Genomic DNA, 21,733 nt, shown 5'->3' with positions numbered 1-21,733 from the left:
TAATTATTATATAATTATATAGCAAATTTTATTAGTAAGTAAGCTGATGATATAATTATTGTTAAAATCATTATAGGGAATCCTATTTTTAAATAATCTATAAATGTTATAGGATAGCCATGTTTTTGACCTACACTAGCTAAAACTACATTTGCAGAAGCACCTATTAAAGTTCCATTTCCTCCAAGACATGCTCCTAGAGAAGTTGCCCACCATAAAGGCATAACGTCCATACCTTGAGTTTGCATAGTAAGAATTAATGGTATAAGCGTTGCAACAAAAGGTATATTATCTAAGAATGATGAAACTATTGCAGAAATCCATAATATTAAGAACATAGTTAAGACAACATTTCCATGAGTTTCTGTAATTAATAAGTTTGCAAGCATAGAAATTACACCAGTATTAGAAAGTCCTCCTACTATTATGAATAGTCCAGCGAAAAACGCAATTGTAGGCCATTCTACGCTGTATATTATTTCATGAGGATCTTGTTTACCTATTAATAGCAATATGCATGCCCCACTTAAAGCTACTACAGAGGATTCAATACCTAATTTGCTATGAGACATAAAGCCAATTAATATCATAATAAGCACAAGTATGCTTTTTACTAATAGAGTTTTATCTTGTATTGCCTTTTTTTCATCTAAATTGGCGATTAATTTTTCTGATTCCTCGCTTTTAACGAGTTGTTTTCTGTAAAAAATTTTAAAAATAACTATTACAATAGCTAGTATTATTACTATTATTGGTCCTAAATTAACTATAAAATCACCAAAGCTCAATCCAGCCGCACTACCTATCATAATATTAGGTGGGTCACCTATTAATGTAGAAGTACCACCGATGTTTGATGCCAAAATCTGTGTGATTAAAAAAGGAATAGGATTTATTGAAAGAATGTCACTAATTACAAGTGTCATAGGTCCTATTAACAAAACAGTAGTTACGTTATCTAATACAGCAGATAAAAACGCTGTTATTATCATAAAGTAAACCATGATTTTAGAGGGATCTCCTTTAGAAATCTTTGCTGTCAATATAGCGACGTATTCAAATAATCCAGATTTTTTTACAATTGAAACGACAATCATCATTCCAATTAATACAAATAATGTATTAAAGTCGATATGGCTGATACCTTCTTCAAATGTAAGTATTTTAAATACGAACATCAAAGCAGCACCAGACAAAGCTACAACAGTTCTGTCTATTTTTTCACTGATTATCAATAACATGACAATAGCAAAAATAGCAATAGCGATTATTTGTTGTGTGTTCATGTTTGTTTCCTCCAATTTCCATAATATAATTAAACTATTTAAAGATAATAGTCCTTTTTTATAAAAATATCTATAAAAAAAGCTAAACTTAACAAAAAGTTAACATAAAAATACATGATAACGTTTGATTAAATAAAATATTATTTTAATAATATATATATTTTGTTTGAGCGCTTGAAGGAATTTTGAATTTTTTATCGAATAAAATATTTATACAGCAAGGAGGTAAGCTAGATGGAAAGATGGCAGAGAATGAATGTGATTTTTAGTTTAATAGGGTTTGCTATATTTGTAGTTTGTATAATTTTTGTAAAAAAGGTTCCAGTATTATTGTTACCAGCAGCATTTGCACTTGGAATAGCCTTTAATTGCTTTAAGACTATATATAAAAAGACACCACCTCCAGGATATGAACAAGAGGTTGAAACTAAAAACAATAATATTCCAAAAAATAAAAAGAAGAAAAAAAGTAAAAAAAGATAAGTTGAAGATCCATTCACTATAAAATAGAGAATGGATTTTTTGCAAATTTAAATTAATAAGTATTTATGATATAATAATAAAAAAACGATATTGAGGTTGAATAGATGAAGGATGGATTTAATAGAGATATAGATTATTTAAAGATCTCTTTGACTAATAAATGTAATTTAAGATGTGTCTATTGTACGGGACAGAATACAGATTTTTTTGATAAAAGTATAAATAAATTTTTGAGAACTGATGATTATAAATTTATAATAAAATCGATGGCTAAATTGGGTATAAAAAATATAGAATTTACAGGGGGAGAGTCTCTTTTAGATTCTAATTTATGTGAATTAATTTACTTTGCTAAAAATAATTGCGGTATAGAAAATATAATGCTTACTACAAATGGGATTGATTTTTATAAGGAGGCAGCAGATTTAAAGCGTGCTGGATTAGACAAGGTAAATATAGCTATTAATTCCTTAAAGGAATATAGATATAATTCTATTACTAGAAATGGAAGCTTATGTGATGTGTTGAAATCATTTAATACTGCACTTAAACTAGGAATTGAGACTAATATAGATACCTTGGTTATAAAAGGCTTTAACGATGATGAACTATATGATTTTATAGAATTTGCCAAAAATTTTCCTATAACTTTGAGATTTTTTGAACTGATGAAGGTTGGGGCGATGAAAAGCTTATTTGAAGCAGGTTATTTAAATGTCGTAAATATAATAGACAATGTAGAAGGTGTTACTAAAATTTTATCAAATGATAAGATTTGTAGAAATTATTATAAATTAGATGGATCTAAAGGAAGAATAGGAGTAGTTTCTGTATTTAATGATCCAAATTGTTGGATATGCAATAAGATATTGATTAGCTACGATGGAAAGTTGAGACTTTGCACTTATTCAGATAAAGAATACGATATACTACCGCTTTTGAATAAGCCTATTACTTTTTCGGAATTCATGAAGGATATTATACCTTATAAGCCTAAGGATTTCGATGAAATAAAGAATAGTATTACTAATAGAAATATAAACGAGATATAATTTTTTGTATAATATAAAAAGGGCATTTGAGTGCTCTTTTTTAATGTTAGAAATATATAATATTTAAGATAAAGATAGTTAAAATAAAAGGAAGGAAGAGGTGAAGATATGGAAATTTCTAAAATCGGAGAAATACTTAGAATAAACACGCAGAGAGTCAAGTACAATAGTGGGTTTGTATTTTACAAAAACAATTATGTAAGTAATAATTACGCAAGTTTAAAGGATTCTACGGCGACTTTTTATGGAAGCGTATACGACGAGCATCATAGAAAAACATATACTGCTATGATAAGTATAAATTTAAATACTAGAGTTATCTCAAATGCAAGCTGTGACTGTCAAAATGCATTTACACCAAATCTAGAGAACAAAATTTGTCCTCATATGGTGGCGATAGTTTTAAAGGGCTTGGAGCATTTGAAAAATAAAAATAAAAAGACCTTATCTAAAAAAGATGTAGTAATAAACCCTGTTGTCAAATTTAATATAAGTCAATCTAGAAATTCAAATCTAGGAGCTGACTTAGATATAGAGGGAATAGACAAAAGCGAGTACTACAAGATATTTAAGTCGTATAAGGAAAATTATAAATACCACCTGATGCCAGATGGAAGCTATTTAGATTTACGAGATAATGATTTGGAGAAAATATTTAAGCTGATAGATGTTCTAGATTTATACGCGGATTTAGAAAAAATAAAAATACCAAATAATAAATCTATATTTTTAGATAGTATGTTGGAGGATTTGAATTTTGTAAGTGGGAAAAAATACGTGGACAATGTAATCAAAAAATACGATAAATTAAATAAAAATATGGAGATTCCAAATAATTTAAATGCAACTCTTAGAGATTATCAAGTAGAAGGATTTGAATTTTTGAAAACTCTAGCAAATTACGGCTTTGGAGGTATATTGGCGGACGAAATGGGTCTCGGAAAGACAGTCCAAACCTTGGTTTTTTTATTGTCTGAGCAAAATAAAAAGAGCATGGTCGTAACTCCTACAGCTTTAATTTACAACTGGAAAAGTGAATTTGAAAGGTTTACTCCAAATATAAAAGTAGCACTTGTATATGGAGACAGAGAAAAGAGGAAAAAAATTCTAGAAAATAGAGAAGACTACGACGTGATTTTGACTACTTACGGTACTTATAAAAATGATATAAAACAATACGAAAATTTGGAGTTTGACTACCTTGTAATAGACGAAGCTCAAAACATAAAAAATCCAAACTCAGATACTACAAAATCAATAAAAAAAATAAAAGCAAAGTCTAAATTTGCACTTACAGGAACTCCAATTGAAAATAATCTATTGGAGCTTTGGTCTATATTCGACTTTGTAATGCCAGGATATTTATATACAAAGGACAAATTTGAAAAAATATTTGTAAACGACGATAAAAATATAGAAGCATTAAAAAATATGATAAAGCCTTTTATCCTGAGAAGGAGAAAAAAAGATGTAATAGACGAGCTACCAGATAAGATAGAACAGAAATTCTATGTAGAATTAGATAAAGAACATAAAAAAGTGTATAAAGCTTTCGTAAGTTTATTGAAAAGACAAATTGTAGAGAATGGTGCAGATAATATGACGTTGTTTGCAAACCTCACAAAGCTTAGAATGCTGAGCATATCTCCAGAGGTAGTAGTAAAAAACTACAGAGGAAAAAATTCAAAGCTGGAGATGCTAGTAAAAATTATACAATCTAGCAAAAATAGAAAGATACTAGTATTTTCTCAATTTACAAAAATACTTGGGGTGATATCAGATAGATTAAAAAAAGAAAATATAAGCTTTAGCTACTTAGATGGAAAGACAGATGCAAAGAGACGACTTGAACTGGTAGAGGATTTTAATGAGGACGAATCTAAAAAAGTATTTTTAATCTCATTAAAAGCTGGAGGAACCGGATTAAACTTAACTAGCGCGTCTATGGTAATACATTTTGACCCTTGGTTTAACCCAGCAGTAGAAGACCAAGCAAGTGATAGAGCTCATAGAATAGGTCAAAAAAATATAGTCGATGTCATAAAGCTAATCTCTAAAGGAACGGTTGAAGAAAAAGTCGTCGCAATCAAGGAATACAAAAAAGAATTAGCAGACGATGTAATAAACACAAATTTAGAAAATAACGAGTCCATAAAAAAATTATCTAGAGAAGAAATTATAGATTTATTTGAAAATATGGATTAAAAGACAAATAATAAAAATTTTCTTATTGACTTATCGATCATTTTATTATAAGATATCTTATTGTCATTTTTTGGAAATAAAAAATACTGGCAGTTTTTTGATATAGATTTAGTATATAAAATGAAAAGGAGACATGATTATGGAACAAAAAAATAATGATTTAGGGACAGGTAAAATAGGAAAATTATTATTTCAATTGGCAATACCATCTATAATAGCTCAACTTGTAAACCTACTTTACAACATAGTAGATAGAATATTTATAGGTAGAATGGTAAACGGGCAGTTAGCTATGGCAGGAATTGGTATAGTAACTCCTATAGTGGTATTGATCACAGCTTTTAGCGCACTTGTAGGCTTTGGTGGTGCACCAGTAGCCGCTATAAAAATGGGAGAAAAGGACAATGAAGGCGCAAATAAAATTTTAAGCAACAGTTTTACGATGTGTATTTTAATAGGTTTAGTTTTAACTATTATATGTTATATATTTAAGGGACCTATTATATATGCATTTGGAGCAAGCGATGCCACTTATCAATATGCAGCAGATTATTTATCAATATATCTTATAGGTACTGTTTTTGTGGAAATAGTTATTAGTATGAATTCTTTTATAAATACTCAGGGATTTGCTAAAATAGGTATGATAACTGTTATAATAGGAGCTGCTTTAAATATAATTTTAGACCCAATATTTATTTTTGGATTAAATCTAGGCGTAAAGGGTGCAGCTCTTGCGACTATAATTTCGCAGTTTATATCAGCTATATTTGTACTTAGATTTTTATTCGGAAAGAAGACTATACTTAAAGTAAAAAAGGAATACTTAAAATTAGACATTAAAGTAGTTAAATCAGTATTATCTCTAGGTGTATCGCCTTTTATAATGCAAGCTACTGAAAGTGTAGTTTTAATATGTCTTAATAATCAATTAGCGAGATATGGTGGAGATTTAGCTGTCAGCGCTATGACAATAATGACTAGTATGATGCAATTTATAACTATGCCGCTTAGTGGTCTAGTTCAAGGAGCACAGCCTATTATAAGCTACAATTACGGCGCTAAAGATTACGATAGAGTAAAATCAGCTTTTAAATTGTTATTTATTTGCTGTGTAACTTTTGCAGCTACAATAGTTGCGTTGATTGTAATATTCCCAAGCTTCTTTGTAAATATATTCAACGGTAACAAAGAGTTAATTGAAATAACTTCATGGTGTATGAGAATTTACTTTATAGGTATACCTGTGTTTGGAGTTCAAATAGCATGTCAACAGACTTTTATCGCCTTGGGACAAGCTAAGATTTCACTATTTTTGGCATTGCTTAGAAAGATGATTTTATTAGTTCCACTTATATTCATATTGCCTGTGGTTTTAAAAAGTGGATTGATGGCTGTACTTATGGCAGAACCTATTTCGGATGTAACTGCAGGTGTTATAACAGGAACTTTATTTTTTAGATTTTACAAAAGAGAATTTTGCAGCGAAATAGCGGCATAAATTAAAAAGTCTTCATTGGTTAAAACCAGTGAAGACTTTTTCTAATTTACATATTTTTATAGCATACTATGTGCTCTTCTGTTTTGCCGTTGTTATCTATAACTACTAAAAATTCTTTATAATGGGCATTGTGTGGTCTGTAGAACTCGCAAGATATTACATGTTCGTTATCTTCTAATTCTAAAAACTCGTTGTCTTTTAAAAACTTTCTATCTATTAATTCTAATAATCTATCCAAGCTACTCATAAATAGGCCTCCCAATTTGTTATTTGTGTTTATATTAAATATATACCCAAATAAACCGTTTTAAATCTAATAAATAATATTTTTATGAGTTTTGATATAAAAGCTTATTTAATAGTTAGATTAATAATATTGTTGTTAGAAGTCCTAATTTCTCCAATATAACCAGTTAGATTATATTTAAAAGCGTCTCTAATTATTTTTAGAAGTTTATCAGAGTCGACAGCGTCTTCTCTATAGTAGAAAAAATCAAAGCAATTATTGTCGATTATTCTCTTTACAAATTCGACGGGTAGATTAAGATTTATGTATTCGCCGTTAAATGTATTTATATCTATTATAAGTTTTCTCATATATAAAACCCCCTTTATAAATTTTATATATGAAAAAAAATTTTAGAATAAAGTTTTTATAATTAGCAAAAATATTTACTAGAGCGATGGTTTTATGATAAAATAATTTATTGGAAAAAATATATATTAAGGAGTTGTAAAAAGTGTTTAATTATTTGAAGTTCGCAATATTTCAAATTATAGGTTTTATTTCTTCTTTACCGTTGATTAGAAAAATCCAAAAAAATCCAGATAATTACTCTAATGAAGAGAAATTTAAGTTTCTAAAGAAACAAGCTAGTAAATCTTTAGACTTGGTGAATATTAAATTAAATATTCTAGGAAAGGAAAGAGTTCCAAAGGAACCAGTGTTATTTGTTATAAATCACTCTAGTATGCTCGACAGCTTTATTTTGATATCTAGTATACCTAAGCCTATTGGAGTAGTGATTGCGGATGTACCTACATGGAGAAATATCCCAATTGTAAGACACTGGATAGACATCACAAAATCTGTATATATTAATAGAGAAAACAACAGAGAAGGGGTAAAAAGCATAAATAAGTGCGCAGAAAATATAAAGGAAGGTCAAAGCATGGCGATATTCCCAGAAGGAGATCTGACTTGGGTCAAAGACCCTAAATCTTTGGTTTCTGATTTTAGAGCGGGAGCATTAAAAATAGCGTATAAGGCAAAATGTCCTATAGTCCCTATGGTAATTAAAAACTCACTAGGTACTTATGACGGATATGAACCTGTAGGAAAAATACATTCAAAGGATGTAGAAATAGAATTTTTAGATCCTATATACGATCATATAGAAAATCCTAGATTAAAAACAGTTGAGTTGGCTAAGTCTATAAGAGAAAATATGATAGACAAGATGAAACAATTTCAACAAAATATAGAAAATAAAACAATTATAGAAGAAATTATTTAAATATACTTAAAGTACAGGCAAGTAAAATTACAAATCACAAATTTTACTTGCCTTTTTGTTTAATGTTTTAGTCTAAACGTATCGCATTTACCAGTTTTCTGGGTGATAAAAACATGTGTAGCATTACAGCCGCCGTATAAGTTATATGTGCAGTTTTTAGCGGAGCAGCTTATGTTTTGGCTATTTGTGAGATTTATATCGCTTATAGATGATATGGATTTTGAATATCCTTCTCTGAATGTGTCACAGTTTGTTTCGTTAAAGCTAGTGGCATCCAAGCCGTTTATCTTTATGTAAGAGGCATAGCAATAGCCTTGATTGTTGTAAGTACAATTAGATACTATACAGTTTAAATTGCTTTTCATAGTAACTCACACCTTTAAATTAAATATTTTCATACCTTTATTATGGTAAAATTTATGTTTTTTAATACCTATTTATGTATTTATTTTAGAAAATTTATAAAAAATAAGATACAAGGAACTGAAAATGCATCTAGTAAAAATGCAGCGACTATCGGCACTATCAAAAACGCATCTTCGCTTTTACCGTATTTATCTGTAAGTGTTGACATATTGGCTAAAGCGTTTGGTGTAGCACCTAGAGTATGACCTATAAGGCCGCTTATCATAATTGCTGAATCGTAGCTTTTATCTAGGAATTTAAAGCATATGGATAAACTGTAAAATAAAACAAAAATAACCTGACAAAATACTATTAATACTACAGGTCCTAAGAGACTAGATAGAGTACATATATCTATACTCATAAGCGCCATAGTCAAAAAAATACCGAGAGAGATATTTTGGAGAAAGTCGAAAAATCCGAGGTTAAAATCGAAAAATTTCGTCTTGTGATTTAAATTTACCGTGATTACAGACAATAGCATCCCAATCACAATATTTGGAATCAAAGCATTTGTCTTTAAATATATAATATTTGATAAAAAGAAGGATATATTCATAATTAACAGCAAAATCAATATATTTTCGAAAAAATCAATGGCTGTAAAACTGCTTTTTTTACAATAGAGGGATGTTTTTTTTATATGAAGGTTATTTTTAGAACAGGGTTTTAAGCTGTATTTATGTATTAAATATCTGCCTATTGGAGCACCTAAAAGGCTGCCGGTTATAAGTCCCAAAGTAGCAGCTGCAATTCCTATTGTAGATGCGCCATCTACTCCGATACTCTCTATAGTTTTTCCAAATGCCAGAGCATATCCATGTCCACCCTCCATAGAGACACTTCCGCACATAAACCCAAGTAACGGATTTATATTTAGAGCTCTAGATAATACTAGGGCGATTATATTCTGGCAAAACCCCAGTACAGCACATAAAATCCAGTATATAAATAAAAGAGAACTGCCACTTTTTATAGATGAGGTATTTATACAAACACCTATACTTATAAAAAATACAGATAAAAAATAAGGCATCAAAGATGTATCCATAGTTATATTTAGCAAGCCGAATTTTTTCAAAAAGAAAACAAAAACAGAAAATAAAAGACTTCCTACGACAGGGGTAGGTATACAAAACCTACAGAGTATATTAGATTTATCTTTTATAAAACCCCCAACTAAATACAAGATTATCGATAGAATTAAAGTAGATATCACATTTAAATTTAAATTAATCATCAAATTACCTCCTTTGTGTGATAATATATTTTTAAGTATTATTAATAGTTATATTAAAGAAAGAGGTATAAAATGAATAAAACAATTGGGATATTGGCACATGTCGATGCTGGGAAGACATCTTTATCAGAGCAGATTTTATATCATACAAAATCTATAAGGAGTAGAGGAAGAGTAGATCACAAAAATACATTTTTAGATAATTATCAAATAGAGAAGAAAAGAGGTATAACTGTATTTTCTAAGATAGCTAGATTTTATTATAGAGAAAACGAATATTTTCTAGTTGATACACCAGGTCATATAGATTTTAGTGGTCAGATGGAGAGAAGCCTTGATATTTTAGACTACGCAATACTTGTAGTTAGTGGGACTCAAAAGGTTCAGTCGCATACTTCTACAGTTTTTAAGCTGCTTAAAAAGAAGAAAATACCTACTTTTATTTTTATAAATAAAATAGACAGTCAAAACTGCTTTGTAGATGAAGTTGTAGATGATATAAAAAACGAGTTAGATCAAAATATTATAGATATTACCGATGAATTTAAAGACGGCGATTTCAGTGAAAATTTAATTGAATTTATAGCTGAGAGAGATGAAAACTTAATGGATGTATATTTTGATACTGGATATCAAAGGGACTTGTGGACTCATAATTTAATAAAGATGATAAAAAACTGTGAAATATATCCAATACTTAAAGGCTCGGCTTTAAACGATATCGGTATAGAAAATTTTATAGAAATATTTGACGCGCTTACAGCCACAGATTACGACAGAGATGGTGAATTTTTAGGACAAGTATCAAATATAAAATACGAAGACGGCAAGAAGGTAACTTATATAAAGGTTTTATCTGGAAGCCTAAATGTAAAGGACGAAGTTGTCTACTTCCAAAACGGCGAATTTATAGAAGAAAAAGTAAATTCAATATTCTTTAAAAATGGAGAAAAAAAAGCTGTCACACAAAGTATAAATGCAGGACAAATAGGCGGTGTAGTAGGGCTTACAAAGACAGATATAGGTCAGTTTATATCTTTAAAATCAAATCAGAATTTGGACGTTTTAAAGAAAAGGAGAAAGGACAGTATAATTCCTACTTTGAGAACTAAGGTTATATTCGATGACAGTATAAATATAAAAGATATTTTAGAAATTTTTAGAGTTTTGGAAGAGGAAGAGCCGAGCTTAAATGTATCCTATAGTGAAAAACTAAAGGAAATAAGCATAAGTATAATGGGAACAGTACAGCTTGAGATTTTAAAGGAAGTAATACGCGATAGATTTGATGTAGAGGTCGACTTTGGAAAATGTGAAATTCTGTACAAGGAAACTATAAAGACACCTTGCATAGGAAGCGGTCACTACGAGCCTTTAAAGCATTATGCAGAGGTTCATATAAAGATAGAACCAAATACTAGAGGCGAAGGAATCGTGTTTGAAAGCAAGGCTCATATAGACGACTTGAGCATAGGTCATCAAAACTTAGTAAAAACTCATGTGTTTGAGAGAAAACACCACGGAATATTATGTGGATTTGAACTGACTGATCTGAAGATAACTTTACTAACTGGAAGGGAACATTTAAAACATACTTGTGGTGGAGATTTCAGACAGTGTACATATAGGGCTATAAGACAGGGGATAGAACAGAGTGAAAATATACTTCTAGAGCCTTATTATAATTTCGAAATAGAGGTAGAGGACAATTACTTAGGAAGGGTAATGTCCGACATCCAAAAGCTAAACGGTACATTCGATGTGCCACAGAGCATAAACGGAAAATCAACGATAACTGGAAGAGGACCGGTTGCTACATTTATGGATTATCAATTAGAGTTAATTTCTTTTACAAGGGGAACAGGTAGGATTTCATTTAACTTTGCTGGATACGATGAGTGCCACAATACAGAAGAAGTTATAGAAAAATACGGATATGACAAGGACTCAGATGAAGAGTATACTTCAAACTCTATATTTTTCGCAAAGGGAACCTCTTATTCAGTAAAGGGCTCTGATGTAAGAGATTATGTACACTGTGATATAAAGGAATTAGTTGATAAATGGTTGTAATTTTATACGAAGGGGAGGATTTTTATGAATAAAGCGACGATAAAAGTATTGATTGCAATGCTACTTTGGGGGAGTATAGGAGTATTTGTAAAAAATATTTCTTTAGATTCTGTTGAAATAGCATTTTTCAGAGGTATTATAGGGAGTGCTTTTTTATGTGTAGTTTTACTAGCTAGAATGCAGGGAAAGAAAAAATTAGAAATTGACGATGAGGAAAATAATGAAAAACAGGATAAGAAAAGCATTATCGTACTTGTAATATCAGGTATGGCAATAGGCTTAAATTGGGTGTTTTTATTTAATTCCTATAATTATATGACAGTTGCAAATTCGACAATTGTATATTATCTTGCACCTGTTATAGTTATATTTGTTTCTCCTATTTTTTTAAAGGAAAAGCTAACTTTGAAAAAGGTCGTAGCTGTAATATGCGCCATGATAGGATTGGTTTTAATTGTAAAAACTCAGGGAGCATCTTCAGCGAATATAGATTTAGTTAAGGGAGTAATGAATGCATTTTTAGCAGCATGTCTTTATGCATCTGTAGTTATATTGAATAAGTTTATAAAAAATGTCGACGATTATAAAAAGACATTTATACAGCTTTTCATGGCGAGTATGGTTCTACTTCCATGGGTAATTCTTAGAAATCAAATAACATTTGACGGAGCAAAATCTATAATACTTATCTTGATTTTAGGTATAGCTCATACTGGAATTGCATACTGCTTGTACTTTTCAGCTATGAATGATTTAAAAGCTCAAAGTATAGCTATATTGGGATATCTAGATCCAGTTTCATCTATATTATTTAGTATATTCTTATTAAAAGAGCCTTTTTCAGTATGGCAGCTGATAGGAGGAGCCGTAATTTTAATCGCTGCATTTGTAGCTGAAAGAAATCCAAAGCCTAAAAATATAGAAAGTGGAGAGTCTAGCTTATAAAATGAAAAAGTCGGTTTATAAATTAGATGAATTAAATGAGCTGCCAAATAGCCCTGGAATTTATTTTATGAAGGACGAGGGAGATTTTGTAATATACGTCGGAAAATCTAAAAATTTGAAAAATCGTGTAAAGAGCTATTTTTTCAAAGGAGGAGGTCACTCTAGAAAGATAAAGAGGATGATTAAAAATGTATCGCATGTAGATATAATAAGGACAGATACAGAATTTGACGCTCTTTTACTAGAATGCAGGTATATACACGAAATAAAGCCGATGTACAATACTCTTTTGAAAAACTACGACAAGTACAAGTACTTGAGCCTGAATCAGAAAAGCCATAATTTAATAGAAGTAAAAGACGATATAGATGACCACGGTATTTATTTCGGACCTTATTCCTTTGGGCGTAAGATGACAGCTATAAAAGATATTTTAGTAAAGGTCTATAAGCTTCCTATATGTTCTAGACCTAATAAATGTATAAGATATGATTTAGGCAAATGTATAGCTCCCTGTAGGGGAAATGTAAATGAAACTTTAAAATACAGCACGATAAAAAATATAGAGTCGGATTTAAATGGTAAATCTCATTTTGTAGTAAGACAGCTAAAAAAAGAAATGAACTCTCAAATAGAAAATCTAAATTTTGAGAAGGCAGCTGTTATAAAAGAAGAAATAGATTTATTTTCTTCCATAGTAAGAAAACAAAAAAATCTCCTAAATTTAAAGAGAAATATAGTATTTTGGATGAAAATGGATGAATTTAAATATAAAATATATTATATAAGCATGTTTGAAGTAAAATACGAAAAAATATTAGATACAAAAAATTTAAGTAGAGAAACTGTAGATAAAATAAAACGAGAGATAAAAGAGCTGATTTTAAAAGAAGGTAAATCAGATAGAATAATAAAAAAAGAAGAAATAGATTATATTAATATTGTAAATGAATATATAAAAAATACTGAGGATAGAGGATATATAATCGTCTAATTTTCAAATAGAAAGGGTGAGTGTTTTGTCAAAGAGAATAAAAAAAGTAAACAGTATAGTAGAGGGAAAATTTATAAGTTTATACGATTTAGAATACGTAAATAAATTAAATCAAGATAAACACTGGTCAGTTGTGACTAGAAAGAGCAAAGAGGATATACAAGATATCTATCTAAATGGAAAAGAAGACAATGCAGATGCAGTAGCAATAGTTGCATATCATGTAGAGTATAAAAAACTAGTAGTTATAAAGCAATTCAGAGTTCCTGTAAACAATTATATATACGAAATTCCAGCAGGACTTATAGATAAAGGTGAAGATATATTGAAAACTGTCAGAAGAGAATTAAAGGAAGAAACTGGATTAAATCTACTAGATATAAACGAAAAATACAGCAAGAGTAAGACTTATCTTTCACCTGGTATGACTGATGAATCAGTTGCACTGATTTTCTGTACATGTGATGGAGAAATAAGTGAAGAATACTTAGAAGCAAATGAAGATATAAAGACTATTTTAGTATCACAAGAAGAGGCACAAGCTATTTTAGAGTCAGATGAAAAAATAGATATAAAGGCATTTTTAATGCTACAAAACTTTGTGCTATTGGGAGACAAAATGTTTGTATAGGATAAGTATAACTACAAAATAATAAAGGAAAGTAAAAGTAAACCTCTAATTATTAATTAATAGTAAATAATTGGAGGTTTTATTATGAATAAAACAGTGATCATTTATAAAACGAAATATAATACTACAAAAAAATACGCCGGTTGGCTTGCTATAAAAACGAATGCAGATTTATATGAATTATCTGATATAAGAAATTCAGATTTAAAAAAATACGAAAATATAATATTTGGAGGATGCATAGAAAATGGTCGTATAAAGGGAATAGATTTTATAAAGGAGAATTATGAAAAAATAAAGGATAAAAATGTAATTGTGTTTTATGTAGGAATTGGACTGTACGATATGGAGGAAATTATTAAATTAAATTTTATTCCGACATATAGATATAAAAGGATAAAATTTTTTGAGCTATTGGGAGATTTTGACTATAAAAAATTAAGTTTCATGGATAAGATGAAAGTTACTTATGGAGGTGGAAGAATGAATTCTTCTGTATTCGATTATACAAAAAAAATAGTAAACTCAAAGAAGGATAATATAGATGATATTTTAAATTTTACAAATTTCAAAAAATTAAAAAAATAAAATTCCAAACCTCTTGAAAATAGCTAATTCTATCATTTTGATAATTTTTTTATCAAAATGATAAATTTTTGTTGACATATCAAAATGATAATAATATAATTAAATTATCAAATTGATAAATGGAAATTAATGGGAGGGAACAGAATGATATATTACAACGCTTTAGATTTAGTAGGGAATACACCCATTTTAAACTTAGGAAAAATTGGCTATCCAAATGTATTTGTTAAATTAGAAAAAGCAAATCCAGGTGGAAGCATAAAAGATAGAGCAGCACTATACATGATAGAAGGAGCAGAAGAAAAAGGTATTTTAAACAAAGACAGTGTTTTAGTAGAGGCTACAAGTGGAAATACAGGTATCGGTCTTGCGATGGCAGGAAAGCTAAAAGGGTACAGAGTAATCATAATAATGCCAGAGACAATGAGTATCGAGAGAAGACAGCTAGTAAAAGCCTTCGGTGCTGAGCTAATACTTACAGAAGGTTCTAAGGGAATGGCAGGATCAATAGAAAAAGCAAATGAATTACTAGAATCAAATACAAATTATGTCTGTCTAGGACAGTTCGATAATGAAGATAATCCAAGAGCACACTACGAAACTACAGGACCAGAAATACTTAAAGAAGTACCAAATGTATCTATGATAGTAGCAGGAATTGGTTCTGGAGGAACTATAGTAGGAGCAGGAAAATTCTTAAAGGAAAAAAATAAAGATGTAAAGGCTATAGGTATAGAACCTAAATCATCACCTTTGATAACAGAAAGCCAAGCAGGTCCTCATAAAATCCAAGGAATAGGGGCAAACTTTATACCAAAGATATACGATGAAGATATAGTAGATAGAGTTATAACTGTATCAGATGAGGATTCTTATGAAACAGTTAGATTAATGGCAAATAAGCTAGGAATATTAATTGGAATTTCATCTGGAGCAAATATATTTGGGGCGATGAAATTATCAGATGAAAATCCAAATGAAGTAATAGTAACAGTAGCTCCCGACGGTGTAGACAAGTATATGTCTATGGGAATATTTTAAAAATTTATAAAAGAAAGGTCGTACACAATATGTTTAATTATATAAAAAAAGATTTACAATATATAATGGATTCAGATCCAGCAGCAAGAAGCAAGGTAGAATTATTTTTACTTTATCCATCGATTCATGCGATGATTTTTTATAGAATATCCCACTTTTTATACACTAAAAAGAGATTTTTCTTAGCAAGACTTGTATCGCAATTAGGTAGATTCTTTACTCAAATTGAGATACATCCAGGAGCTCAAATAGGAGAGGGAATATTAATAGACCATGGTAGTGGTGTAGTTATAGGTGAAACAGCTATAATAGGAGATAGAGTTACAATTTACCAAGGTGCTACAATTGGGGCAACAGGAAATGAAACAACTTTTAAAAGACATCCTACAATTGGAAACGATGTATTTATAGGCTCTGGTGCTAAAATTTTAGGTCCAGTAGAAATAGGCGATAATGTAAAAATAGGTGCTAATAGTGTCGTACTAGAAGATGTGCCAAGTAATAGCACAGCAGTTGGAATACCAGCTAAAATAAAACCAAATCGTAAACTTAGTGTAGTTGAAGATTATGTGGTAGATTATGTTATATAATTATATAAGATTCCTAAATTAAAAAATAAAATAAATCTCTAGAATAAAAATTAGATTACTTTAAATAAAGTAGTCTAATTTTTTTAGGGGAAAAACATCTTTATGAATTAATTATTTTTATTTTACAAATAATATGTGTAAATATAATAATTTATGGAGGTTTACTATATGAAAGCAAGAGTTGATAGAGATACTTGTATAGGGTGTGGACTGTGTCCAGCTATATGTCCTGAGGTGTTTGAGCTTACTGACGAAGGATATGCACATGCTATAGAATCAGAGGTTCCCGAGGACTGCTACGATGAGGCAATGGAGGCTGCTGAGAGTTGTCCAGTAGATGCCATTGAGGTCGAAAAATAAGTTTTAAATAAAAATAGCTAGACATTTGAGTATATTAATACGTCTAGTTATTTTTATTTGAAATATATAAATTGTAAATTTTTACGTAATGATATAGAATAAATTACAAATGAAACTTATAAATATCGAGTATGAGAAATGCGGAGGGAATATGTGTTGTTATACGTATATAATTAGATGCAAGGATAATTCTCTATACACAGGCTATACGACTGATATAAATAGGAGAATTAAAGAGCATAAAAATGGAATTAATTCTAAATATACAAGAGCTAAAAGATTTTTAAAATTAGAAATTTACTTTTTATGCAAAACTAAAAGAGATGCTATGAAATTAGAATACAAAATAAAATCTAAAACAAGGAGACAAAAGCTCGATATAATCGAAAATCCAGAGGATTTTTTAAGAAAATTAAAAGAAGAAGGCTTTGAAGTTCAAGGTTTTCAGAAGGAAAATGAAAACCATGGATTAAAAAATTTATATTGTATTGACAAATAATTGAATAAAGACTAATCTTAATATATGACTAAAATAATATTGCTAGGGGAGCCATTGGCTGAGAAGTTTTACTGACCCTCAAACCTGATCTGGATAATACCAGCGTAGGAAAGCATACAATATGATATTTTGTAGAAAAGTATGCTGTACCTATATGGGTACAGCTTTTTTAATTTATTTAGGAGGTAGCGATGAGAAATTACAAGATTCCAACATTGACAATAGCAGGCTCTGACTCTTCAGGAGGAGCAGGAGTTCAAGCAGATTTAAAGACATTTAGTGCTATAGGAACTTATGGAATGAGTGTTATAACTGCTATAACTGCTCAAAATACAGAAGGGGTATTCGACGTAGAAGAGCTTAGCAAGGGAATAATTAAAGGACAAATGAAGGCCGTATTTGAAGATATCCCACCTAAGGGAGTTAAAATAGGTATGGTTTCAAGCCCTGAAATTATCTTAGAAATAGTAGAAAACTTAAAAAAATACAAACCAGAAATTTTAGTAGTAGATCCAGTTATGATATCTAAAAGTGGTTATTCACTACTTAGACCAGAAGCTAAAGAAAATTTAATTAAATATTTAATTCCAATGGCTTATTTAATAACACCAAATGTTCCAGAGGCAGAAGAAATAACTGGAATGAAGATAGACGGTGTTGAAGATATGAAAAAAGCAGGTAAAAAAATACTTGAATTAGGACCTAAATATGTTCTTATGAAGGGTGGACATCTAGATGGAGATGCAGTAGACGTGCTTATGGGAGAAGATGTATTTGAAGTATTTTCTTGTCCAAGAATAAACAAGAAAAACACACATGGAACAGGTTGTACAATATCTTCTGCTATAACTGCTCATCTAGCACTAGGTTACGATGTAGTAGAAGCAGTTAAACTTAGCAAGGAATATATAACAGAAGCTATTAAACGCAGCTTCGATATAGGTCACGGTGTGGGACCTGTAAACCATTTCTATAAATTTGAAGATGAAGATAGAGACTAAATATAAAATACAATAAAAATAAAAGGGAATTAGGAGAGATAAAAATGTATGAATTAATAAACAAAGTAAAAGAATTAAATCCATTAGTGCTTCACTATACTAACAACGTAACAATAACAGATTGTGCAAATATGACTTTAGCAATAGGTGCTAGCCCTCTTATGAGTTTCTCATATGAAGAAGTAGAAGATATGGTTTCAGTAGCAAGTGCAGTAGTTATAAATATAGGAACTATGAACTCACCATATTTAGACTTATTTGTAAAAGCAGGAAAGGCTGCAAATAAATTCAACAAGCCAGTAGTACTAGATCCAGTAGGTGTATTTGCGAGCAAAGCTAGAACTGAGCTTACTAATAAATTATTAAATGAAGTTAGGTTTACTGTAGTTAGAGGAAATATATCTGAAATCAAATTCATAGGTGGATTAGATGTAGCAGGAAAAGGAGTTGACTCTTTTGACGACGGTTCTGATGCGTCAGATATAGTAAAGGCTGTTGCTAAAAAATTAAACTGTGTAGTAGTAGCTTCAGGTATAACTGACTTAGTAAGTGACGGGGAAAAAGTATATAAAATATTTAACGGAAGTGCAAAGCTTAAAAAGATAACTGGAACAGGTTGTATGTCTTCTAGTTTAATAGGAAGCTTCCTACCTTGTACAGATAAACCAATAGAAGCAGCATTTATGGGAACATTATCTATGAGCTTAAGTGGAGAATTAGCAGATGCTACAAACCCTGCTGTCGGAACTTTTAAAACTTATTTATTCGATCAAATAGATTCTCTAGATGTTGAAACTTTTGAAAAATACGCAAGAGTAGAATTATAGATTTTAATTAAACACGCAGCTTGGTTACAGGTTGCGTGTAAAAAAATATTTAAATTACAAGGAGAATTCGATGTTATTTACAGATTATTTATACGAGAGTAGCAAAGAAATATGGGATAAATATTTAGAACACCCTTTTTTAAAGGAAATTGGAGAAGGCACTTTAGATAAAGAAAAATTTAGAAAGTACTTAATCCAAGATTATCTATATTTAATAGAATATGCAAAAGTATACGCAATGGCGTGTGTAAAAAGTAGAAATTTAAAAGAGCTTAAAAAATTCCACAACGGTGTTGCTGGAAGTATAGAAACTGAAACTGCAAATCACATAATGTATTTAAAAGGCTTTGGAGAAAATATAGAAGATATAGAATATAAATACGAGCTTAATTTGACTAATGAAAGCTATACAAGCTATATGAAGGCTCTATCAGTTACAGGAACTATAGAAGATATAGTTGCAGGAGTTTTACCTTGTACATGGAGCTACAACTATATAGGACTTAAATTAAAAGAAAAATACAAAGATAATCTAGAAGGAAACTTCTATGAAAGTTGGATAGAAACTTACGCAAGCGATGAATATGTAGCATTTAGAAACGAATGGCTAGATTTTACAAATGAACTTTGCGATGGTTTAAGCGATGAAAGAAAAGAAGAATTAAAAGATATATTCGTAAGAGCTAGTGTATATGAGCTAGAATTTTGGAATATGGCTTATAGAGGTGAATAAGAGAGGAGATAGGTTATGAATATTAATTATATTTGTGCGGTGATTTGTTTTATACCGCTAATTTTATATATAATAAAGCTTAGAAGTTTTAAATTGACTGTCAAAAAAATGGTAGTTATTGCGATGTTTTCAGGAATATCATTTATACTTAGCAAAATAGTATTTATACAATACCCACAAGGTGGAAGCATAAATTTACTATCATCATTGCCAGTACTTTTAATAGGTCTTATATACGGTCCAATTGAAGGTATGACAACAGGTCTAATAACAGGTATTTTAGCTTTATTTGGAGGATATATAATACATCCAATACAATTATTTTTAGACTTTATAATACCGCCTATGATCTTAGGACTTAGCGGTATGTTTGGAACTGATTCTAGAAAAAAAGTATTCTTTGGTTGTTTAATTGCAGTATTTTTGAGATGCTGTGTGCATGTCGTATCAGGAGTAATATTCTTCGCTTCATATGCTGAAGGCTTTGGCATGGGACCATGGCTATACTCAATAATCTACAATTTCTCTTGTGCAGGAGTAGAAGGATTACTTAGTTTAATAGTAGCTACAATACTTCCTATAGATAAAATTAAATCAGTTGCTAATAAAAACAATCAAATTAGCGCATAATTGAATTTAATCCAGATGGATATGCAATTATATCTGCAATTTTAAAAGAGCAAGATATATACGCAGAAGTTAAAAAATGGCTTGAAGTGATTTAATAAAAAATCCTGTAAATCAACGACAAAGATTTACAGGATTTTTTTAAAATCTGCTCATAAAAATATTTTATGACAAATAATAATATAAATATATGATGTAAAAATTGTAAAATATTAAAACTAAAAGAGGAATTTTCGTACAAAATGTAGTATCTACTATATTAATAAGTAATAGTATTTAGCTATCATTAGAAGTTTTATTTTCATAAAATAAAAAATAAAAACTTTTAAGGGGGAGGGTTTTGTATGAAAAAGAATAATGAATATGATATCCTTTTGAATAAATACATTAAATTACTATTTGAAAAAAATAGATTGATAATGAGGGAAGGTCCTTATATAGAGTCAAGATATTTATTTCACTTCGGGCACTTGATGGTAAAAGAATTAAACCACAATAAAAACATCAAAATATTAAAAATAAAACAGGATATACATGAAAATTATTTTGGATTGAAAAGAGAAAAGGAAATAAGAAATATAGAAAAACAGATAGAGGAAAAAACTGAACTATTAACTAAGCAAATTTGTGAATTAGAGAGAAAATGTGAAGCTTCAAAGGAAATACTAGAAATGAGAGAAAAAAATGAAGATAAAAAGGATTTAGTTGATTCTCTATTTTTCGATGTGGTTTCTATTATGCATCCTGCTATTTACAATTTAAAAAGCGAGGCGTTATGGGATAAGGCAAAAAAAGCTTATTTAAATTACGATGTTTCCACTTTGACTTTATTGAAAAACTTGAATGTCAAAAAAATCAAAAATTACGATATATCTGATTTAAAAAATAATATTTTTTTACTTGAAAATGAAGTGATCTGTATGAAGAGAAGATATCCTTATTATCTAGAGAATAATCTTTCTAGTGATGAATGGATAGATTCTTATAATAAAGAGATAAATAATAGAATAAAAAAATTAGAAGTTGAAGAACAACGAATTTTTGAAAAGCTTGTATAAAAAAATGACCTGAAATAAGGTCATTTTTTGAGTAAATAATTTATTTTCTATAAGCTACCTTTATTATACAAAGGTAT

24 protein-coding genes and 1 riboswitch are annotated in these 21,733 nt (G+C 29.7%); of the genes, 19 read left to right on the top strand and 5 right to left on the bottom strand.

What is annotated here, in order from left to right; translation table 11 throughout:
* Positions 1 to 14: 14 nt before the first annotated feature.
* The gene (locus SPD90_RS11920; protein WP_320925374.1) at positions 15 to 1,286 is read right to left on the bottom strand and encodes an ArsB/NhaD family transporter; all 1,272 of its coding nucleotides are present in this window, start codon (positions 1,284 to 1,286) and stop codon (positions 15 to 17) included.
* Between the two features lie 234 nt (positions 1,287 to 1,520).
* Between SPD90_RS11920 and SPD90_RS11915 the strand changes: the two genes are divergently transcribed.
* The 4 genes from SPD90_RS11915 to SPD90_RS11900 all read left to right on the top strand — a co-directional run bounded on the left by SPD90_RS11915 (position 1,521) and on the right by SPD90_RS11900 (position 6,527).
* Positions 1,521 to 1,769, top strand: a complete 249-nt coding sequence (locus tag SPD90_RS11915; RefSeq protein ID WP_320627318.1) for a hypothetical protein — start codon at positions 1,521 to 1,523, stop codon at positions 1,767 to 1,769.
* Positions 1,770 to 1,873: 104 nt separating this feature from the next.
* A complete protein-coding gene (locus SPD90_RS11910) occupies positions 1,874 to 2,821 on the top strand; it encodes a radical SAM protein (protein WP_320925373.1) in 948 nt (315 codons plus the stop codon).
* Positions 2,822 to 2,929: 108 nt separating this feature from the next.
* The gene (locus SPD90_RS11905) at positions 2,930 to 5,026 is read left to right on the top strand and encodes a DEAD/DEAH box helicase (RefSeq protein ID WP_320925372.1); all 2,097 of its coding nucleotides are present in this window, start codon (positions 2,930 to 2,932) and stop codon (positions 5,024 to 5,026) included.
* Between the two features lie 139 nt (positions 5,027 to 5,165).
* Positions 5,166 to 6,527 carry an MATE family efflux transporter gene (locus SPD90_RS11900; RefSeq protein WP_320925371.1) on the top strand — a complete coding sequence of 454 codons (1,362 nt, stop codon included), beginning with the start codon at positions 5,166 to 5,168 and terminating at the stop codon, positions 6,525 to 6,527.
* 46 nt (positions 6,528 to 6,573) lie between these two features.
* On the opposite strand, the gene SPD90_RS11895 is transcribed toward SPD90_RS11900, so the two are convergent.
* Positions 6,574 to 6,774: a hypothetical protein gene (locus SPD90_RS11895; RefSeq protein WP_320626577.1), complete on the bottom strand. Its 201-nt coding sequence runs from the start codon at positions 6,772 to 6,774 to the stop codon at positions 6,574 to 6,576.
* A 104-nt stretch (positions 6,775 to 6,878) separates the two neighbouring features.
* Positions 6,879 to 7,124 (bottom strand): hypothetical protein, encoded by a 246-nt coding sequence (locus tag SPD90_RS11890; RefSeq protein WP_320925370.1) that lies wholly within the window; start codon positions 7,122 to 7,124, stop codon positions 6,879 to 6,881.
* A 143-nt stretch (positions 7,125 to 7,267) separates the two neighbouring features.
* Between SPD90_RS11890 and SPD90_RS11885 the strand changes: the two genes are divergently transcribed.
* Entirely contained in the window at positions 7,268 to 8,044 is a 777-nt protein-coding gene (locus tag SPD90_RS11885) for a lysophospholipid acyltransferase family protein (RefSeq protein WP_320925369.1), read from the top strand.
* A 59-nt stretch (positions 8,045 to 8,103) separates the two neighbouring features.
* On the opposite strand, the gene SPD90_RS11880 is transcribed toward SPD90_RS11885, so the two are convergent.
* Together SPD90_RS11880 and SPD90_RS11875 are read right to left on the bottom strand one after the other, a co-directional pair.
* On the bottom strand, positions 8,104 to 8,409 hold the full coding sequence (locus SPD90_RS11880) for a DUF1540 domain-containing protein (RefSeq protein ID WP_320626574.1): 306 nt from the start codon (positions 8,407 to 8,409) through the stop codon (positions 8,104 to 8,106).
* 80 nt (positions 8,410 to 8,489) lie between these two features.
* Entirely contained in the window at positions 8,490 to 9,689 is a 1,200-nt protein-coding gene (locus SPD90_RS11875) for a sodium/glutamate symporter (RefSeq protein WP_320925368.1), read from the bottom strand.
* Between the two features lie 72 nt (positions 9,690 to 9,761).
* Between SPD90_RS11875 and SPD90_RS11870 the strand changes: the two genes are divergently transcribed.
* The 14 genes from SPD90_RS11870 to SPD90_RS11805 all read left to right on the top strand — a co-directional run bounded on the left by SPD90_RS11870 (position 9,762) and on the right by SPD90_RS11805 (position 21,656).
* On the top strand, positions 9,762 to 11,762 hold the full coding sequence (locus tag SPD90_RS11870; RefSeq protein WP_320625527.1) for a translation factor GTPase family protein: 2,001 nt from the start codon (positions 9,762 to 9,764) through the stop codon (positions 11,760 to 11,762).
* 24 nt (positions 11,763 to 11,786) lie between these two features.
* Entirely contained in the window at positions 11,787 to 12,707 is a 921-nt protein-coding gene (locus SPD90_RS11865) for a DMT family transporter (protein WP_320925367.1), read from the top strand.
* Position 12,708: 1 nt separating this feature from the next.
* Positions 12,709 to 13,701: a GIY-YIG nuclease family protein gene (locus SPD90_RS11860; RefSeq protein WP_320925366.1), complete on the top strand. Its 993-nt coding sequence runs from the start codon at positions 12,709 to 12,711 to the stop codon at positions 13,699 to 13,701.
* Positions 13,702 to 13,717: 16 nt separating this feature from the next.
* A complete protein-coding gene (locus SPD90_RS11855) occupies positions 13,718 to 14,332 on the top strand; it encodes an NUDIX hydrolase (protein ID WP_320625530.1) in 615 nt (204 codons plus the stop codon).
* 84 nt (positions 14,333 to 14,416) lie between these two features.
* A complete protein-coding gene (locus SPD90_RS11850; RefSeq protein ID WP_320625531.1) occupies positions 14,417 to 14,920 on the top strand; it encodes a flavodoxin domain-containing protein in 504 nt (167 codons plus the stop codon).
* A gap of 144 nt (positions 14,921 to 15,064) precedes the next feature.
* Positions 15,065 to 15,961: a cysteine synthase A gene (gene cysK / locus SPD90_RS11845; RefSeq protein ID WP_320625532.1), complete on the top strand. Its 897-nt coding sequence runs from the start codon at positions 15,065 to 15,067 to the stop codon at positions 15,959 to 15,961.
* 29 nt (positions 15,962 to 15,990) lie between these two features.
* Complete coding sequence (gene epsC, locus SPD90_RS11840) at positions 15,991 to 16,551, top strand: serine O-acetyltransferase EpsC (protein ID WP_320625533.1); 561 nt, start codon at positions 15,991 to 15,993, stop codon at positions 16,549 to 16,551.
* A 168-nt stretch (positions 16,552 to 16,719) separates the two neighbouring features.
* A complete protein-coding gene (locus SPD90_RS11835; protein WP_320925365.1) occupies positions 16,720 to 16,911 on the top strand; it encodes a ferredoxin in 192 nt (63 codons plus the stop codon).
* A gap of 151 nt (positions 16,912 to 17,062) precedes the next feature.
* A complete protein-coding gene (locus SPD90_RS11830; protein ID WP_320624124.1) occupies positions 17,063 to 17,410 on the top strand; it encodes a GIY-YIG nuclease family protein in 348 nt (115 codons plus the stop codon).
* A 34-nt stretch (positions 17,411 to 17,444) separates the two neighbouring features.
* Positions 17,445 to 17,538, top strand: a riboswitch (TPP riboswitch).
* 63 nt (positions 17,539 to 17,601) lie between these two features.
* Positions 17,602 to 18,411, top strand: a complete 810-nt coding sequence (gene thiD, locus SPD90_RS11825; protein WP_320624125.1) for a bifunctional hydroxymethylpyrimidine kinase/phosphomethylpyrimidine kinase — start codon at positions 17,602 to 17,604, stop codon at positions 18,409 to 18,411.
* A 44-nt stretch (positions 18,412 to 18,455) separates the two neighbouring features.
* The gene (thiM, locus tag SPD90_RS11820) at positions 18,456 to 19,238 is read left to right on the top strand and encodes a hydroxyethylthiazole kinase (RefSeq protein WP_320624126.1); all 783 of its coding nucleotides are present in this window, start codon (positions 18,456 to 18,458) and stop codon (positions 19,236 to 19,238) included.
* A gap of 70 nt (positions 19,239 to 19,308) precedes the next feature.
* Complete coding sequence (tenA, locus tag SPD90_RS11815) at positions 19,309 to 19,971, top strand: thiaminase II (RefSeq protein ID WP_320624127.1); 663 nt, start codon at positions 19,309 to 19,311, stop codon at positions 19,969 to 19,971.
* A gap of 15 nt (positions 19,972 to 19,986) precedes the next feature.
* Positions 19,987 to 20,601: an energy-coupled thiamine transporter ThiT gene (thiT, locus tag SPD90_RS11810; protein WP_320925364.1), complete on the top strand. Its 615-nt coding sequence runs from the start codon at positions 19,987 to 19,989 to the stop codon at positions 20,599 to 20,601.
* Between the two features lie 341 nt (positions 20,602 to 20,942).
* Positions 20,943 to 21,656 (top strand): hypothetical protein, encoded by a 714-nt coding sequence (locus tag SPD90_RS11805; RefSeq protein ID WP_320925363.1) that lies wholly within the window; start codon positions 20,943 to 20,945, stop codon positions 21,654 to 21,656.
* The last annotated feature ends 77 nt before the right edge of the window (positions 21,657 to 21,733 follow it).

It is taken from the genome of Intestinibacter sp. (assembly GCF_034113885.1).
Classification (GTDB): Bacteria; Bacillota; Clostridia; order Peptostreptococcales; family Peptostreptococcaceae; genus Intestinibacter.
This window is presented reverse-complemented; position numbering and strand designations above follow the sequence as displayed.

Excerpts from the sequence above, each read along its gene's own strand:
- SPD90_RS11920 (WP_320925374.1), bottom strand. The coding sequence starts at position 1,286 with ATGAACACACAACAAATAATCGCTATTGCTATTTTTGCTATTGTCATG.
- SPD90_RS11915 (WP_320627318.1), top strand. The coding sequence starts at position 1,521 with ATGGAAAGATGGCAGAGAATGAATGTGATTTTTAGTTTAATAGGGTTT.
- SPD90_RS11910 (WP_320925373.1), top strand. The coding sequence starts at position 1,874 with ATGAAGGATGGATTTAATAGAGATATAGATTATTTAAAGATCTCTTTG.
- SPD90_RS11905 (WP_320925372.1), top strand. The coding sequence starts at position 2,930 with ATGGAAATTTCTAAAATCGGAGAAATACTTAGAATAAACACGCAGAGA.
- SPD90_RS11900 (WP_320925371.1), top strand. The coding sequence starts at position 5,166 with ATGGAACAAAAAAATAATGATTTAGGGACAGGTAAAATAGGAAAATTA.
- SPD90_RS11895 (WP_320626577.1), bottom strand. The coding sequence starts at position 6,774 with ATGAGTAGCTTGGATAGATTATTAGAATTAATAGATAGAAAGTTTTTA.
- SPD90_RS11890 (WP_320925370.1), bottom strand. The coding sequence starts at position 7,124 with ATGAGAAAACTTATAATAGATATAAATACATTTAACGGCGAATACATA.
- SPD90_RS11880 (WP_320626574.1), bottom strand. The coding sequence starts at position 8,409 with ATGAAAAGCAATTTAAACTGTATAGTATCTAATTGTACTTACAACAAT.
- SPD90_RS11875 (WP_320925368.1), bottom strand. The coding sequence starts at position 9,689 with ATGATTAATTTAAATTTAAATGTGATATCTACTTTAATTCTATCGATA.
- SPD90_RS11870 (WP_320625527.1), top strand. The coding sequence starts at position 9,762 with ATGAATAAAACAATTGGGATATTGGCACATGTCGATGCTGGGAAGACA.
- SPD90_RS11865 (WP_320925367.1), top strand. The coding sequence starts at position 11,787 with ATGAATAAAGCGACGATAAAAGTATTGATTGCAATGCTACTTTGGGGG.
- SPD90_RS11860 (WP_320925366.1), top strand. The coding sequence starts at position 12,709 with ATGAAAAAGTCGGTTTATAAATTAGATGAATTAAATGAGCTGCCAAAT.
- SPD90_RS11850 (WP_320625531.1), top strand. The coding sequence starts at position 14,417 with ATGAATAAAACAGTGATCATTTATAAAACGAAATATAATACTACAAAA.
- cysK (WP_320625532.1), top strand. The coding sequence starts at position 15,065 with ATGATATATTACAACGCTTTAGATTTAGTAGGGAATACACCCATTTTA.
- epsC (WP_320625533.1), top strand. The coding sequence starts at position 15,991 with ATGTTTAATTATATAAAAAAAGATTTACAATATATAATGGATTCAGAT.
- SPD90_RS11835 (WP_320925365.1), top strand. The coding sequence starts at position 16,720 with ATGAAAGCAAGAGTTGATAGAGATACTTGTATAGGGTGTGGACTGTGT.
- SPD90_RS11830 (WP_320624124.1), top strand. The coding sequence starts at position 17,063 with ATGTGTTGTTATACGTATATAATTAGATGCAAGGATAATTCTCTATAC.
- thiD (WP_320624125.1), top strand. The coding sequence starts at position 17,602 with ATGAGAAATTACAAGATTCCAACATTGACAATAGCAGGCTCTGACTCT.
- thiM (WP_320624126.1), top strand. The coding sequence starts at position 18,456 with ATGTATGAATTAATAAACAAAGTAAAAGAATTAAATCCATTAGTGCTT.
- tenA (WP_320624127.1), top strand. The coding sequence starts at position 19,309 with ATGTTATTTACAGATTATTTATACGAGAGTAGCAAAGAAATATGGGAT.
- thiT (WP_320925364.1), top strand. The coding sequence starts at position 19,987 with ATGAATATTAATTATATTTGTGCGGTGATTTGTTTTATACCGCTAATT.
- SPD90_RS11805 (WP_320925363.1), top strand. The coding sequence starts at position 20,943 with ATGAAAAAGAATAATGAATATGATATCCTTTTGAATAAATACATTAAA.